General features: G+C 35.6%; 22 protein-coding genes. 17 read left to right on the top strand and 5 right to left on the bottom strand.

All coding sequences use genetic code 11. The annotated features are described in order from the left end of the window. Positions 1-38: 38 nt before the first annotated feature. Both JR347_RS12570 and JR347_RS12575 read right to left on the bottom strand, forming a co-directional pair. Positions 39-617 carry an NADPH-dependent FMN reductase gene (locus JR347_RS12570; protein ID WP_205720950.1) on the bottom strand — a complete coding sequence of 193 codons (579 nt, stop codon included), beginning with the start codon at positions 615-617 and terminating at the stop codon, positions 39-41. Positions 618-628: 11 nt separating this feature from the next. Then, on the bottom strand, positions 629-1,438 hold the full coding sequence (locus tag JR347_RS12575) for an ion transporter (protein WP_205720951.1): 810 nt from the start codon (positions 1,436-1,438) through the stop codon (positions 629-631). 119 nt (positions 1,439-1,557) lie between these two features. Between JR347_RS12575 and JR347_RS12580 the strand changes: the two genes are divergently transcribed. The 17 genes from JR347_RS12580 (at position 1,558) to trhA (ending at position 11,078) form a co-directional block, all read left to right on the top strand. Next, on the top strand, positions 1,558-2,412 hold the full coding sequence (locus JR347_RS12580) for a class II glutamine amidotransferase (RefSeq protein WP_205720952.1): 855 nt from the start codon (positions 1,558-1,560) through the stop codon (positions 2,410-2,412). Positions 2,413-2,570: 158 nt separating this feature from the next. After that, entirely contained in the window at positions 2,571-3,137 is a 567-nt protein-coding gene (locus JR347_RS12585) for a helix-turn-helix domain-containing protein (protein WP_235689660.1), read from the top strand. Between the two features lie 78 nt (positions 3,138-3,215). Next, positions 3,216-3,506: a hypothetical protein gene (locus JR347_RS12590; RefSeq protein ID WP_205720953.1), complete on the top strand. Its 291-nt coding sequence runs from the start codon at positions 3,216-3,218 to the stop codon at positions 3,504-3,506. Between the two features lie 333 nt (positions 3,507-3,839). Continuing rightward, positions 3,840-4,043 (top strand): SHOCT domain-containing protein, encoded by a 204-nt coding sequence (locus tag JR347_RS12595; RefSeq protein WP_235689662.1) that lies wholly within the window; start codon positions 3,840-3,842, stop codon positions 4,041-4,043. Between the two features lie 66 nt (positions 4,044-4,109). Further along, positions 4,110-4,307, top strand: a complete 198-nt coding sequence (locus JR347_RS12600) for a hypothetical protein (RefSeq protein WP_205720954.1) — start codon at positions 4,110-4,112, stop codon at positions 4,305-4,307. Positions 4,308-4,447: 140 nt separating this feature from the next. Beyond that, positions 4,448-4,639, top strand: coding sequence for a CsbD family protein (locus tag JR347_RS12605; protein ID WP_205720955.1), 192 nt, complete (start codon positions 4,448-4,450; stop codon positions 4,637-4,639). Between the two features lie 105 nt (positions 4,640-4,744). After that, positions 4,745-5,407: a porin family protein gene (locus JR347_RS12610; protein WP_205720956.1), complete on the top strand. Its 663-nt coding sequence runs from the start codon at positions 4,745-4,747 to the stop codon at positions 5,405-5,407. Between the two features lie 252 nt (positions 5,408-5,659). Next, on the top strand, positions 5,660-6,103 hold the full coding sequence (locus JR347_RS12615) for a sll1863 family stress response protein (protein WP_205720957.1): 444 nt from the start codon (positions 5,660-5,662) through the stop codon (positions 6,101-6,103). A gap of 71 nt (positions 6,104-6,174) precedes the next feature. Then, positions 6,175-6,483: a hypothetical protein gene (locus JR347_RS12620; protein WP_205720958.1), complete on the top strand. Its 309-nt coding sequence runs from the start codon at positions 6,175-6,177 to the stop codon at positions 6,481-6,483. 26 nt (positions 6,484-6,509) lie between these two features. Beyond that, positions 6,510-6,665, top strand: a complete 156-nt coding sequence (locus tag JR347_RS12625) for a lmo0937 family membrane protein (protein WP_205720959.1) — start codon at positions 6,510-6,512, stop codon at positions 6,663-6,665. Between the two features lie 4 nt (positions 6,666-6,669). Continuing rightward, positions 6,670-6,867 (top strand): hypothetical protein, encoded by a 198-nt coding sequence (locus JR347_RS12630; RefSeq protein WP_205720960.1) that lies wholly within the window; start codon positions 6,670-6,672, stop codon positions 6,865-6,867. 54 nt (positions 6,868-6,921) lie between these two features. Further along, positions 6,922-8,133, top strand: coding sequence for a cation:proton antiporter (locus tag JR347_RS12635; RefSeq protein ID WP_205720961.1), 1,212 nt, complete (start codon positions 6,922-6,924; stop codon positions 8,131-8,133). A gap of 204 nt (positions 8,134-8,337) precedes the next feature. Next, a complete protein-coding gene (locus tag JR347_RS12640; RefSeq protein ID WP_205720962.1) occupies positions 8,338-8,706 on the top strand; it encodes a cupin domain-containing protein in 369 nt (122 codons plus the stop codon). Positions 8,707-8,833: 127 nt separating this feature from the next. Continuing rightward, complete coding sequence (locus JR347_RS12645) at positions 8,834-9,028, top strand: hypothetical protein (RefSeq protein WP_205720963.1); 195 nt, start codon at positions 8,834-8,836, stop codon at positions 9,026-9,028. Beyond that, on the top strand, positions 9,028-9,198 hold the full coding sequence (locus JR347_RS12650; protein ID WP_205720964.1) for a hypothetical protein: 171 nt from the start codon (positions 9,028-9,030) through the stop codon (positions 9,196-9,198). The genes JR347_RS12645 and JR347_RS12650 overlap by 1 nt, the downstream gene beginning before the upstream one ends. Positions 9,199-9,257: 59 nt before the next feature. Beyond that, complete coding sequence (locus JR347_RS12655) at positions 9,258-10,337, top strand: fatty acid desaturase family protein (RefSeq protein WP_235689664.1); 1,080 nt, start codon at positions 9,258-9,260, stop codon at positions 10,335-10,337. A gap of 69 nt (positions 10,338-10,406) precedes the next feature. Next, positions 10,407-11,078: a PAQR family membrane homeostasis protein TrhA gene (gene trhA / locus JR347_RS12660; protein WP_205720965.1), complete on the top strand. Its 672-nt coding sequence runs from the start codon at positions 10,407-10,409 to the stop codon at positions 11,076-11,078. 115 nt (positions 11,079-11,193) lie between these two features. On the opposite strand, the gene JR347_RS12665 is transcribed toward trhA, so the two are convergent. The 3 genes from JR347_RS12665 to JR347_RS12675 all read right to left on the bottom strand — a co-directional run bounded on the left by JR347_RS12665 (position 11,194) and on the right by JR347_RS12675 (position 13,723). After that, positions 11,194-11,418, bottom strand: a complete 225-nt coding sequence (locus JR347_RS12665; RefSeq protein ID WP_205720966.1) for a YtxH domain-containing protein — start codon at positions 11,416-11,418, stop codon at positions 11,194-11,196. A gap of 75 nt (positions 11,419-11,493) precedes the next feature. Beyond that, positions 11,494-12,882, bottom strand: coding sequence for an ice-binding family protein (locus tag JR347_RS12670; protein WP_235689669.1), 1,389 nt, complete (start codon positions 12,880-12,882; stop codon positions 11,494-11,496). 280 nt (positions 12,883-13,162) lie between these two features. Next, positions 13,163-13,723: a hypothetical protein gene (locus JR347_RS12675; protein ID WP_205720967.1), complete on the bottom strand. Its 561-nt coding sequence runs from the start codon at positions 13,721-13,723 to the stop codon at positions 13,163-13,165. Positions 13,724-13,834 lie beyond the last annotated feature (111 nt).

Genomic DNA, 13,834 nt, shown 5'->3' on the forward strand with positions numbered 1-13,834 from the left:
CAGGATATAAGTAAACTCAGATTGATGAGAGAAATAGCTTAATAAGGCGTTCCTTTTTCTCTTTGTGCCTTTAGTGCCTCCATGTACCATTCCAATTCATCTAAAAACTTGTTGGTAGCTTTAATGTAATACTCTTCAAGTGGTTTGCCTTCCTCATCAAAAATTTTTTGAACTTTAGGATAGCCCACAATACTTGAAATACTGGGTGTGCCTAGTTCTCCAAGGATAGCCCTAAGGTGTACGGCAGCCCGCATACCACCATATTGTCCGGCAGAATAAGCTGCAATTGCACTGGGCTTAAAGAAATACTCTTTCTGGAAATGGTCTAGCATATTCTTAAGGGCAGGGGGAATGCTATGATTGTATTCACCAGTTACAATAATAAAACCATCTGAATCATTAAGGGCATCAGCAATATGTTGCATGGATGCAGGTGCGCTGCCAGCCTCATACTCTTTATACATCTTATTCAAAAGAGGAAGTTCTATTTCCATTGGATCTAAAATATGCGTAAGGTGGCCTCTTTCTTGTAACAAATTATCAATGAATTTGACCGCTCTTATTCCTAATCTTTTCTCTCTGACTGAACCGTATAAAATGCTTACTTTAAACTTCATAAGTTATTGATTTATAGTTGATTACCACAGTTAAAGCAAAATTTAGCTTCAGGCCTTTTTTGCTTTGTTCCGCATTCGTCACAATAGGGTGTTGTGCTGTCTCTTATTTTTTTACTTTGACTACTTATTTCTGCTGATACAATACCTGTTGGTACAGCTATTATTCCATAGCCTAGTATCATGATGGCCGTGGCAACTATTTGCCCCAAAGTAGTACCGGGTGCAATGTCTCCATATCCTACTGTAGTTAATGTTACCACAGCCCAGTAAATACTTCTCGGTATGCTGGTGAAGCCATTTTCACCGCCTTCTATAAGATACATAATTGTACCCAGAATTACAGTTAATGAAAAAACGGCTCCAATAAATACGATGATTTTTGCCCTGCTGGCATTCAATGCCTTCATTAAGGATGAAGCTTCTCCAAGGTATCTTACCATTTTAAGTACCCTGAATACCCTAAGCAACCTAATGCTTCTAATAATTAGCAGTGAATGTGCTCCTGCCGCAAATAATCCTATAAATGTTGGTAGAATGGAAAGCAGGTCTATGACTCCAAAAAAGCTGAATATGTATTTCTTAGGCTTTGCAGATACGTAAATTCTCGCCAAATACTCTAAGGTGAAAAGTACGGTAAATATCCATTCTATTAAGTATAGCTCATAACCATAATCATCTTTGATGTGGTTTACACTCTCTAGCATCACCGCCAATACACTCAACAGAATTGCAATAAGAAGTATTACATCGAACAACTTGCCCAGAAAAGTATCGGCCTCGAATATGATAATGTATAACCGCTTTTTAAATGATTGAGTCATAGCCTTTAAGATACAAAATGGAATTTACTATCAGACCTTCTTCTCTGGCCTAAAATATAGTTTCATACTCCGCATACAACCAGTCTTAATTATCACTAACTTATGTAAAATATACCACTATGTGCAGATTATTAGCCTATCTGGGTCAGCCTATTGCCATGGATAAATTCCTCTATGAGCCTGAGAATTCCATGATTAAACAAAGTATTAACGCCAAGGAATTAGAAGAACCATTGAATGGCGATGGATTCGGAGTTGGTTGGTACACGCCTACCGTTTCGGAAGAACCAGCCGTATTTGTTTCAGTTTATCCTGCATGGAACAATAGAAATTTAAGGTATCTGGCCCCAAAAATCGTTTCTGGTAGTCTAATCGCCCATGTTCGAGCCGCTAGCGTTGGTGATGTATCGGAGTCAAATTGTCATCCGTTTCATTTTAAAAACATGTTAATGGCACATAATGGAGGGGTAGAACAGTTTGAAAAGATAAAAAGACCTTTGAAATCCATGTTATCAGATGAGCAGTACCTGTGGGTTAAAGGCCAGACCGATTCGGAGCATTTGTTTGCGCTCTTTTTAGATGCCTTAAAAAAGAAAGGAGAAACATTTACGGCTGACGATGTAGCGGACTGTTTTCAGGAGATGATAAACCATTTAAATCTTCTAATGACAACTTATGGCATTGAAGAAGATGCTTATTTGAATATGGTTTTTGTAGATGGTGAGCGAATGGTTGGTTTAAGGTATGTAACCAACGCTGCAGTTGAGCCACTGTCTCTGTATTATTCTGAAGGTAGTAAATACGTTTGTGAAGATGGAATGTGCCGAATGGTTCCGGCAGAAGGTAAAGACAAATCAGTGATGATTGTTTCTGAAAAGCTAACCAGCATTGCCGAAGATTGGCGGCCAATACCTAAAAACCATATGATCTTAGTTTATAAAGACTTATCTGTGGGTTTTAGAAGAGTTTCATAGTAATACCTGTCTCAATCAACAATAATTCGTTTTTACTTTTTCATTAAGTCAAAGACTTGAATGCCAACCTATTAAGTATACGATACGATTGCACAAACTGAATTAATTTAAGAACCCGATAATTAATGCCAACTTAGTGATACATTAAAAACCGACCCATGAGTACGAAACTATATATAAAATACATGGTGAGTTTGAGGTGCAAGATGATGGTTAAGGAAGAACTACGCAAGCTTGGGCTACATTATGTGAATGTCGATTTAGGAGTGATTGAGGTATTGGAGAATATCAGCGATGCGCAAAGAAGCCAATTGCGTGATAATTTGCTAAGATCAGGGTTAGAGCTGTTGGATGATGGTAAAAGCATCTTGATCGAAAAGATAAAGAATTTAATTACCGAAATGATCCACTATTCTGAGGAGCTGCCCAAAGTAAACTATTCTGACCATATAAGTGAAAAACTAAATTATGACTACACATACCTGGCCAATACTTTTTCTGAGGTTAAAGGAATAACCATTCAGCAATACATTATCATTAACAAGATAGAGCGAGTGAAAGAATTGCTCATTTATGATGAGCTTACACTTACAGAAATAGCCTATAAGATGCATTACAGTAGTGTGGCTCACTTGTCACATCAGTTTAAGAAGATAACAGGGCTAACACCTACCTTTTACAAGCAACTTAAAGATAAACGTAAGCGAAACCTGGAAGATCTTTAATAGGCAATTCATGTACATGTTTAGATAGAAACGTGTGATTTATACAACAAAACAGAAGTCTTATGTAACTATTGATGAATGCGAAAAGGCCACCTTTGGGTTGTTGAGGAAATTCTTTCTCAACTTAAATTAAAGATCATGGAAAATTCTAAAGATCAAAAAGTGACAGAACCTTTCAAAATTACTGGAGATTGGAAAGGTCAATCAACTCAACTTAAAAACAAGTATCCACAACTTACAGATGAGGATTTGAAATTCGAATCAGGTAAAGAAAACGAGCTTGTAAAAAGAGTTGAAACCAGATTGAATAAGAACAGGGAAGAGGTTGTAAATATTATTAAAAAGGCCGAACCTGCAAAAGCAATATAAGCTCTTAGTTGAAGAGGTTAGAAAGGGGAGCGATCCCCTTTTTTTGTTTAATAAAACACTTAAAAGTTAAACACTTGCCGGAGGTAAACACTATAAAAAAGTCTCATGTCATCATAATCCTTGTAATTATTGCCTTTATCGTTGGCATAGTTAGTTTACAAAGCTGAAAAACAGAATACTTTCGGTTAAATATTTAACAGTTTGTAATTAAAATCAAAAGTGGGATTTATGTAAAATTTACGATGGGTTATGTAAAAAGGTAGTGCCTCTTTCTTCTCATTTTAGAGTTGCTTACAATAAGCAAAAGTACATCAAATATTAACTAGTATAATTATGTATGAAGGATATCATTTTATAGGCATGCACTTGGCATGGTGGGTTTTTTGGGCTACTTTAATTTTTTGGGTTTTTGTTACGCCTTATCCAATTCCTGGGCTTCGTTCAAAAGCGAAAACACCTCTCGAATTACTTAAAAAGAAGTACGCCTCAGGTAAAATCAATAAAGAAGAGTATTTAGAAAAAATGCATCTGCTGTAGTTGAGGTGCCGTAAATCACTTATTGCTATCAGTATGCCATATTCAATTTTAATAATTAAAAAGTAAATGGAATCGATTAAAGATTGGGAGAATAATGTTAATAAGATCACATCCAGGATTTATAACGAATTTCCGGAACTTTCGAAATATATTACTGAAATACCGTTTCAAGAAACCGTAAGTGAGGAATCTAACATAGAGGCGATTAAAAGCTACTATTTTTCTTTAGAAGAATTGGTTTCCAAGTATGCCAAAATGCATTAAATCTCATCAACACTAACAATGTGTGAAGTATGTAATCTACTTACAGACTTATGTAATGCATTCACTCCCTATTAAGGCCACCTTTGTTGTGTGAAAAATCACATAACCGATCGTGGATTACGATCATTAAAACCAACGTTATGAATAAGTTAGAAATTAAAGGCAACTGGAACGAGATGAAAGGCATGCTTAAGAAAAAATATGCCAATTTAACTGACAATGACCTCGTATATGCAGAAGGAAAAGAAGATGAATTAGTTGGCAAACTTCAAAAGAAGTTAGGTAAATCAAAAGATGATGTCAATAAAATCATAAGCGATCTTAATTCTTAATAATCACTTTTATTTAGGTGCTCTTTCATAGTGGTATCATACGAAAAGTATACAAAGAAGTAGGTTTTTAAAGCACCTGCCGAACACAATAAACAATTAGAAATAATGAAAATAATATATACATTAATGGCCTTGGTATGCGTTTCAGCTACCGTTGGTTATGCCCAGGATAATTCTACGGGCAACGATAATAAAGTAGATAACAGTTCCGAACCAAGAGCCTATGTAGGTGTAAAAATAGGTACGAACTATTCTAATGTGTATGATTCCGATGGTGAGTCATTTAAAGCCGATCCAAAATTTGGTTTAGCTGTAGGGGCATTTATTACCATACCTATAGGAGAATTCCTAGGTGTGCAGCCAGAAATACTTTTTTCACAAAAAGGCTATAAGGCTGAAGGTGAATTGCTAGGTAGTTCTTACACAATTACACGAACAAGTAATTATTTAGACATACCATTGTTAGTTGCTGTTAAGCCTGTTAAATTCTTAACTATACTGGCCGGCCCACAATATTCTTATTTGTTGAGTCAAAAAAACAAATTTGAAAATGGCCAAACCACTATTGAGCAAGAAGATGAATTTGATAATGAGGATTTACGAAAAAACACCTTATGTTTCACAGGCGGAGTTGATATAAACCTCGATAAACTAGTAGTAAGTGGAAGACTTGGCTGGGATTTATTTAAAAATAATGGCGATGGATCTACAACAACACCACAATACAAAAATGCGTGGTATCAATTAACACTTGGTTATCGTCTTTAGACTGATATAAATTAAGAATCCTGAGTGATACAATCACTCAGGATTTTTTTTGCTTAAGAATATTTAAGGTACAGCTTCCTGAGCTCAACCATCAAAAATATTATTACACGGTAATTCTATAATGCCGACATAATAACACTATTCCTATTCCGCCAATACCTATGATTTATGTAACCATTTGCGTTTACATTGTAACGTATTGCAGTTGATATAAACCCACCTTTACATACATAGAAATATAAATAAATAAGCATGAAAAATTTAAGATTAATGTCATATGGACTCTTTTTAGTAGGTATAACAACCATTGCTAGCTGCGATAGCAGTTCGTCTGGTAAGTTAAAAGAAGCTAAAGTAGAGTTGAATGATGCAAAAGATAACCTGGCCAAAGCTGAAAAGGATTATGCCGCTGAATTAGAAGACTACAGAAAAAACGCAAATGCTACTATAACCAGTAATGAAAGAAGCATAAAAGAATTTAAAGCGAGAATACCCAACGGCAAAATAAATGTAAAAGCCGAATATCAAGAGAAAATCAAAGAGCTGGAGGAGAAAAATACGGCAATGAAACAAAAACTAAATGATTATACCGTAGAAGGTAAAGACCAATGGGAAGTTTTCAAGGCTGAGTTCAGCAATGATATGGATGCATTAGGTAAAGCAATAAAAAATCTTACTGTAAACAATGTTAAATAAGAAAAAATCTGACTAGCTGCATTAATAATATTCAGCTAGCAGATTAATTCAATACACAAAAACCAACTGCAATGAAAAGAATTATAATTAAATCGATGGTGGTTTTATTGGTAGTGTGTGGTACAAACACCTTTGCCAATACAACAGACAAAACAAATGAAAAAGTAACAGAAGAGGTATCTGAAAAGACATCGGTCCTGATTCACCGAATAGAGGAAATCAAAAGCATGGATAAATCAACCATGACACGCGCTGAGAAAAAGACTGTTAAGAATGAGCTTAAGGCAATTAAGAGAGAACTTAAGCAGCAGGATAATGGCGTATATATTTCCGTAGGCGGTGTAATCATAATTGTATTGCTCCTAATACTGCTTTTATAATCAACATACACTTTAAAAAAACTAACATGGGAAATTTACTTTACATCGTTGCTGTAGTACTTGTTATACTTTGGGCCATAGGCTTTCTTGGATATAACGCAGGAGGCATTGTGCATATACTTTTAGTCATTGCATTAATATCTGTCCTATTCAGGGTAATTAAGGGTGGTCGATCTTTTTAATGACATGGAACAAGAGCAATATAAGTTTGCCGAGGGCGACATAGTATATGAGGTAACCAGTCCTCATCTGCTTATGTTAATCACCAGCCAAAAAGGCATCATTTATTATTGTCAGCAAATTGATGGCATGAAGAAAAAGCCATCGGCATATATGGAACGAGATTTAAAGGCGTTTCACAAAGCAGAAGATTCAAAAAATTAAAATAAGAATTGTCAATCAATTTAAAGCCTACCAAATTATTTTAAACCAAGTTTTATGGCCGACATGAATGAATTAAGCTTATCTATTCTGTCGGCTGTTCAGGTTGATCCTATTTTATCTAAGCTAGTTTTTCTTTCGGTAGGTATTATCCTCATCAGCTTTTTGTTTAAGTGGTTAAAGCAACCATATATTGTCGCCTACATTCTAGTAGGCATTTTTATTGGTCCTTATGGCTTTCAATTAGTCACGGATGAATCGCTAATATCAAGTATGGGCTCATTTGGCCTTATTTTATTGCTTTTCTTCATTGGTATGGAGATTTCAATAAATAAATTAATCGCCAATTGGCGAATTCCTGTATTAGGTACGCTCATCCAGGTTATTTTTAGTATTGGAGCTGTTTGGCTAGTATCGAATTTATTTACATGGCAATTCAATCAAATACTCGTTTTAGGTTTTGTTATTAGCCTGAGTAGTTCGGCAATTGTTCTTGGTTACTTACAAGATAGGGGCTTAATTGATTCTAAATTAGGACAAAACATTATTGGTATTTTATTAGTCCAAGATGTTCTGGTAGTACCTATGCTCGTAACACTTAATTACCTATCAGGTGAGGTACTTTCCGTTATGGAAGTTGGAAAGCAAATTTTAGGGGCCTTGCTCATTTTAGGTATAACTATATGGGTTCTAAAGAAGGATATAATCAAATTACCTTTTGGTAAACACATTAGAAAAGATCATGAAATTCAGGTATTTATAGCCTTTGCCTTCTGCTTTGGCTTCTCATTGCTTACTTCATTTTTTGGTCTTTCATCAGCTCTGGGTGCTTTTGTTGCTGGTATAATTGTTTCGAAAGCCAAAGAAACTTCCTGGGTACATAAAAGCCTTCATGCTTTTAGAATTGTATTTGTGGCGCTATTCTTTGTGTCGGTAGGTATGTTAATTAATATGGACTTCCTCATCGATAATATAAAGTTTGTGGCCATATTGGTATTTCTGGCGTTTTTTACCAACAATCTGATTAATGCACTCATTGTGAGGTTTCTAGGCGAGAGCTGGAAAGACAGTTTATACACAGGAGCCATATTAGCACAAATTGGTGAGTTTAGCTTTATACTTGGCGCTACAGCCTATTTTATAGGTTTAATTTCAGAAAACACCTATCAATTGGTTATATCTACCATTTCAGTTACCCTCATATTAAGTCCATTGTGGATCATAATGATGCGCAACATCATTGGGTCCGTAAAAAATCCAAACCTATGATTTATGTAACACTCAAATAGAAGTGTGTAACACAACTACCTGTAGTAACGACTAGTTTTAGACTACTAAAGTTATAACACTAAACTGCATAACTCATGTCTAAGGAAAAAGATGGCAAAGCCAAGTCAGGTAAAACTCCACCTACAAAAACACTAAAGGAGAAGAGGGCTGTTAAAGAAGCCAAGCGAAGAGATAAGAAAAATAATGACTGATAAGATTAATAAAGGAAGTAGTGAAGAGTACGAAAAAGGTAAAACATTCATAATCGTTGAGATTATTGAATACATTCCAAACTCTGTAGTAATTAAAACAATAATCAAGAAAACAACAGGTAATGTAACGGTATCTTCCTTCGATTCAGGGGAGGCACTTACAGAGAAAACCTCACCATTCGATACATTTATACAGGTAATTGATGGAAAAGCGGAGATAGTCATTGACGGACATAAACATCAATTGAATACAGGCGAATCAATTATTATACCTGCACATTCTCCAAATATTGTAAAGGCTAACGTTCGGTTTAAAATGATTTCTACTATTATTAAAAGCGGTTACGAAGAAATGAGTTAGCCCAAGAAAACTAAATCTGAATGAGTGTAGTGTGAAGTATTTAATAGATGGTTTACCTACAATCTTTAGAAAATGGTAGGGGTAAGTGATGAAAAGCTTACCCTTAATACATGAAAATAAAAACAACATGGGACAAGAATTTTTAGAAAATAAATTTGTTGCGGGCGATATCGTTTTCGCCAAAGAGGCACCACAGCTTAAGCTGGTTGTTAGGCGATATATCGATCGGGTTTATTATTGTAAAAGGGTAGAAGACCCTGAAAAGAAGGATTTGGTATACTTCGAGCGTGAATTAGTGGATAACGGAATAAAAAAGATGTGATGGATATATTAAGAAGTTGGAGAGAACAAAAAGCGATGCTTAAAATGCGATTTCCTACACTCAGTGATACCGATTTTGATTTTAAAGAAGGTGAAAAGGAAGGTATGTTAAATAACCTTTCCTCCAAGCTCAATAAAACAAGAAATGAACTTTGCCTGATATTCGCTTAGCTACAAACCTATTAGCCACTAGGAGATCTTAAATATATGGCTACATAAATACAACTAGCATGCAAAACTTAACATTTACTAAACACAAAGGCGCTGAATTTGCTCAGACCTTACGGGCCAGGATAGATACCTACTTTAGAATTCATAATAAAAGCAAAAAAGCAAATACCAATATGGTATTTAAAACTGTATTTATGCTATCTGTCTTTTTTATTCCGATAATAATACTCTGTACAGGTATGGTTACCAGTATTTTATGGCTCTTCATTTTATATATTACCAGTGGCCTTGGCATGGCCGGTGTAGGCATGGGTGTGATGCACGATGCCATCCATGGAGCTTATTCTAATAATAGTAGGATAAATAAATTTGTTGGTTACACGATGAATCTTATAGGCGCAAACGCAAGCGTTTGGAAAGTACAGCACAATGTATTGCACCACACCTATACAAATATTGATCAGGCCGATGATGACATTAATACACCATTCTTCTTACGTTTTTCACCGTATGCCAAACGATATTGGATTCATAAATTCCAATATCTATATGTTTGGCTTTTTTATGGCCTGTCAACCATATCCTGGATTACAATGAAAGACTTTGTGAGAGCTTCTCGTTACAATAAAATGGGCTTTTTTAATAAGAAGAATGAATTTAAAAAGCAGTTAATAAGCATTTTTTCGTGGAAGGTACTTTATTACTCCTATGCGCTAATCATACCGCTTATTGTTATACCGTTACCATTTTGGGTGATAATCTTAGCTTTTTTAAGTATGCATTTTGTAACTGGTCTTAGCATTAGCCTTATTTTTCAAACGGCTCACGTAATGCCAAACACTGAGTTTCAGCAAGCAGATGAAGAGGGTGTTATAGATAATAGTTGGGCCGTACATCAGTTAGTTACAACAAGCAATTACGCGCCTAGCAGTACGTTTTTTTCCTGGTTAATTGGTGGATTAAATTTTCAAGTAGAACATCATTTATTTCCAACAATATGTCATGTTCATTATAAAAGCCTTTCAAAAATCGTAGCTAAAACGGCTAAAGAGTATGATTTACCCTATCTAGTAAAAAACACTTTTGCAGCAGCACTATGGAGTCATGTAAAAATGCTTCGAAAGTTGGGTAAGGCGTAATTCATATCAAATGACTGGCAGGTTTGATTTCCTTAAGTTACCTTGCTCTTGCTCAATCATCTTACTTCTATGAAAAACTATTCTATACTTGGTTTTGAAGAACCAGTAAGCTCCTGGACACATCTGTTAGGAGCATTTGTGGTTTTACTACTTACTATAAAGTTGTTTATGAAGGGGGGTGCAGGAAGAAGATATCCGGCTGCAATTATTATTTATTCAATTTCATGTGTATTCTTACTGTCTATGAGCGGTGTTTATCACCTATTACCTCGCGATACAAGTGCCAGATACGTTTTACGAGTACTTGATCATGCAGGCATATTTTTACTCATAGCAGGTACATTAATTGCCGTGCACGAAATTCTTTTTTCAGGATTGATGAAATGGGGTGTTATTATCCTGGCTTCTGTAATAGCGTCCGTTGGAATAACCTTAGGGTCTATTTATTTCAACGATATTCCTGCCTATTTAACGCATTCTGTTTATTTGGCTTTCGGTTGGTTAGGACTGGCGTCAATCATTGGTATTTACAGGTTGAGAAAAGATGTTTCAATAAAATACTTAGTGTATGGTGGCTTGGCATATACCTTTGGAGCTATTATTGATCTTTTCGAATATCCGGTACTAGTAGAAGGTTATATTGGTACACATGAGATATTCCATTTTGCAGTTTTAATGGGTGTATTCTTTCATTGGCTTTTTCTTTTGCGTGCAACCAAGGCCGCAGATCAGAGTAAATGAGAAAAAGGCTTAAGTTCTTCTCAGCCTAATATTAGCCTTTCATAGTAAGTCTGGTTAATGCCCTTTTCATCATTTAATAAGGTGATTCGAGAAATTACACACCCATTTTACCTAACTATTTTGTCACTTTCTCTTCTGTTTTCTTACTATCCTTCACTGAATTAGAGTCATTTATAGATAAAAGGTCTTTCACCTTTCCTTCAAAATGCGTGAATCGAGTGTTAATAGTTTTCAATAATTTATTTCTCAATTCCGACCCCTTACTTGAAGTTGATAATAAACCTACCGTTAAACCGCTTGCAAAACCTGCAATGGCACTTACTATTATTCCTTTTTTCATGATTTTATATGTTTAATTTATTCGTTGAATGAAAAAGCCTCCTGATTATATCAGAAGGCTCTCATTGTTGATTATTTATTGTGATATAGTTACCGTATTAGCATCTAATATTACTGCTGTTTGAGCAAGAGCACGTCCGTTTAACGAGGCACCTGTTTGCATGGTAATACCTGTCATACTAAGTATGTTACCTTCAAAATGAGAAGTAGCACCCATCACCACTTCACCGGCAACTTGCCAAAAGATGTTCTTGGCTTGTGCACCACCTGTTAAAGTGATTTTCACATCAGTGCTAACCGTTAAATTCTCTGCTATTTGAAATATCCAAACATCATCGGCACTACCAGATATTGTAACATCTGATGGTATCGTTACTGTATTGGTCCATTTATAAAGACCAGCTTCTAAGGTCATGCCACCAATATTTCCGGTTCCTAATTCTGAGAAATCGGGCGTTGGACGTCCTGCTGCATCGTTGTAAGCAGTGATCATATTTTCAACGGCAGTAGTTAAATTGGTACTTGTAGGAGATGCCATATCTGCAGCATATACTTTACCTGTAACCTGTGCTGATGTTGCGTAACCCGTAGCATCAGTTAACGATAAGCCAGTAATAAAAGAGGTAGCCGCTGGGCTTAAACCTAAATCTCCGGTTATGGCCGAGGTAGGAGCATTATTTATTGCCGTTTTAGCTAAAATAACATAATCGCCTGATTTTCTAAGGTTTACGACTGCTTGTCCTGCTTCAGAACCTGTAGTAAATGTCCATGCTTTGGTATTTGCAAGGGCGTTTCCAGCCAAATCTTTAACGCCTGTAGTCACTGTGGCTGTATAACTTAAACTAGCATCTAAAATGCTGTTAGGAATAAAACGTACTGTTTTATTGCCATACTCAATTGAGCCTGTTACTGGGTTTGCGCCCTGTACTAGAATAAAAGAGGTAGCAGTAAATGATGCCGCACTCATACTCTCACTAAATGTGACAGAAATCACTTTATTTCTGGCAACATTAGTGGCATTATCCTCTGGATTGGTAGATAGAATTGTTGGTTTAGTAATGTCAACAATTACACCTGTTGTAAAACTCAAGTTAAATACACCAGCTAAGGAATTGCCACCCAGGTCTTTAACATCCGTTGTCAAACTAACATTAAATACCGAACCTGATTTCAGATTGCTAATAGGCGTAAAAGTAGCTGTCTTGTTATCATAAGTTACCGTTCCAACAATATCATTTGAGCCTTCTTCTAATGTAAAAGATGTTCTATTGATGGTTGTTGGGTCCATATCCTTGTTAAATGTGATTTGTATAGACGTATTAGTCGCTACTTCTAATTCATCTAATGCCGGATTGGAGGATACCACAGCCGGAATTAAAACAGAAGGATCATCATCTTTATCGCAACCTAATACTAGCAAAAGTGGCAGCATGGCCACAATTTGAATTCGTTTCAAAAATTTCATTTCATTATTATTTATGTGAATTGATTATAGTACAATGTTCCGCTTATTGACTGCCGAATGTGCTACATACAAAAAGGCAAGAGTTACATATATCACATGTATTTCTTGCCTTTAGGAATTTATGAACACTATCCTCTGAATTAGAGATTTTGAATGGTGAAGTGTTTGTCGTGCAAATTCAAAAAATTTAAACTACAAAACCTGTTGCGCACTAATTGTTTCACCAAAAAGTGATTCATAAATATCTTTGCTCTAGGAACTATGAAACCAATTTGTCCTTTTATTGAATCTGAATACCAATGGTGGATATGCCACTAGATAAATCGATATAGGCTCCAATTTTCTCATTAAAATGGTAGCTGGCACCAACGTGTATATCCAGAAATACATTATTGTTTCTGTGGTAATAGTTTTTATCACCTAAATACCCTGACTCCCAACTTGAGTTTACAATGGCAAATCCCAACGATGCACCTGCATAAAAATCCCAATCAGATGTCAGGTTTATTAGGTCGTCAAAATAGTAAAAGCCTTTAACGCCTACCGGAATTACTACTTCTCGATAATTGTAATATTTGCCCGGGTTGTTGTTATTGCCCCAATAATATTCATCTCTAAATGTATAAATACTTGCAAATGGCGCAAGGGTAAAGTTCTTAGCTACATCAAATTCATAATTAATATTGAATACAGGTATTGATCTGCCAGCATATTTATAATACCCTGAGTGCCCTGCCACGCCCAAACCAAGGTTGAGAGTTCCGCCATATTTTTCTTGGGAATAGCCATTAAAATGAAGGACCATTAACAGCATGCCTGTAAGTAAGCTTATTTTTTTCATTGTGTGTAAGTTTAGTTCAGACTCTATTAAATGAATCTTTTAGGTTGTAAAGGTGATTCCTTCTGCTACCTAAACCATTACACTTCTATTTAATTAGATTACATATATCCT

This window comes from Fulvivirga lutea (genome assembly GCF_017068455.1).
Classification (GTDB): domain Bacteria; phylum Bacteroidota; class Bacteroidia; order Cytophagales; family Cyclobacteriaceae; genus Fulvivirga; species Fulvivirga lutea.

Excerpts from the sequence above, each read along its gene's own strand:
- JR347_RS12570 (WP_205720950.1), bottom strand. The coding sequence starts at position 617 with ATGAAGTTTAAAGTAAGCATTTTATACGGTTCAGTCAGAGAGAAAAGA.
- JR347_RS12575 (WP_205720951.1), bottom strand. The coding sequence starts at position 1,438 with ATGACTCAATCATTTAAAAAGCGGTTATACATTATCATATTCGAGGCC.
- JR347_RS12580 (WP_205720952.1), top strand. The coding sequence starts at position 1,558 with ATGTGCAGATTATTAGCCTATCTGGGTCAGCCTATTGCCATGGATAAA.
- JR347_RS12585 (WP_235689660.1), top strand. The coding sequence starts at position 2,571 with ATGAGTACGAAACTATATATAAAATACATGGTGAGTTTGAGGTGCAAG.
- JR347_RS12590 (WP_205720953.1), top strand. The coding sequence starts at position 3,216 with ATGCGAAAAGGCCACCTTTGGGTTGTTGAGGAAATTCTTTCTCAACTT.
- JR347_RS12595 (WP_235689662.1), top strand. The coding sequence starts at position 3,840 with ATGTATGAAGGATATCATTTTATAGGCATGCACTTGGCATGGTGGGTT.
- JR347_RS12600 (WP_205720954.1), top strand. The coding sequence starts at position 4,110 with ATGGAATCGATTAAAGATTGGGAGAATAATGTTAATAAGATCACATCC.
- JR347_RS12605 (WP_205720955.1), top strand. The coding sequence starts at position 4,448 with ATGAATAAGTTAGAAATTAAAGGCAACTGGAACGAGATGAAAGGCATG.
- JR347_RS12610 (WP_205720956.1), top strand. The coding sequence starts at position 4,745 with ATGAAAATAATATATACATTAATGGCCTTGGTATGCGTTTCAGCTACC.
- JR347_RS12615 (WP_205720957.1), top strand. The coding sequence starts at position 5,660 with ATGAAAAATTTAAGATTAATGTCATATGGACTCTTTTTAGTAGGTATA.
- JR347_RS12620 (WP_205720958.1), top strand. The coding sequence starts at position 6,175 with ATGAAAAGAATTATAATTAAATCGATGGTGGTTTTATTGGTAGTGTGT.
- JR347_RS12625 (WP_205720959.1), top strand. The coding sequence starts at position 6,510 with ATGGGAAATTTACTTTACATCGTTGCTGTAGTACTTGTTATACTTTGG.
- JR347_RS12630 (WP_205720960.1), top strand. The coding sequence starts at position 6,670 with ATGGAACAAGAGCAATATAAGTTTGCCGAGGGCGACATAGTATATGAG.
- JR347_RS12635 (WP_205720961.1), top strand. The coding sequence starts at position 6,922 with ATGGCCGACATGAATGAATTAAGCTTATCTATTCTGTCGGCTGTTCAG.
- JR347_RS12640 (WP_205720962.1), top strand. The coding sequence starts at position 8,338 with ATGACTGATAAGATTAATAAAGGAAGTAGTGAAGAGTACGAAAAAGGT.
- JR347_RS12645 (WP_205720963.1), top strand. The coding sequence starts at position 8,834 with ATGGGACAAGAATTTTTAGAAAATAAATTTGTTGCGGGCGATATCGTT.
- JR347_RS12650 (WP_205720964.1), top strand. The coding sequence starts at position 9,028 with ATGGATATATTAAGAAGTTGGAGAGAACAAAAAGCGATGCTTAAAATG.
- JR347_RS12655 (WP_235689664.1), top strand. The coding sequence starts at position 9,258 with ATGCAAAACTTAACATTTACTAAACACAAAGGCGCTGAATTTGCTCAG.
- trhA (WP_205720965.1), top strand. The coding sequence starts at position 10,407 with ATGAAAAACTATTCTATACTTGGTTTTGAAGAACCAGTAAGCTCCTGG.
- JR347_RS12665 (WP_205720966.1), bottom strand. The coding sequence starts at position 11,418 with ATGAAAAAAGGAATAATAGTAAGTGCCATTGCAGGTTTTGCAAGCGGT.
- JR347_RS12670 (WP_235689669.1), bottom strand. The coding sequence starts at position 12,882 with ATGAAATTTTTGAAACGAATTCAAATTGTGGCCATGCTGCCACTTTTG.
- JR347_RS12675 (WP_205720967.1), bottom strand. The coding sequence starts at position 13,723 with ATGAAAAAAATAAGCTTACTTACAGGCATGCTGTTAATGGTCCTTCAT.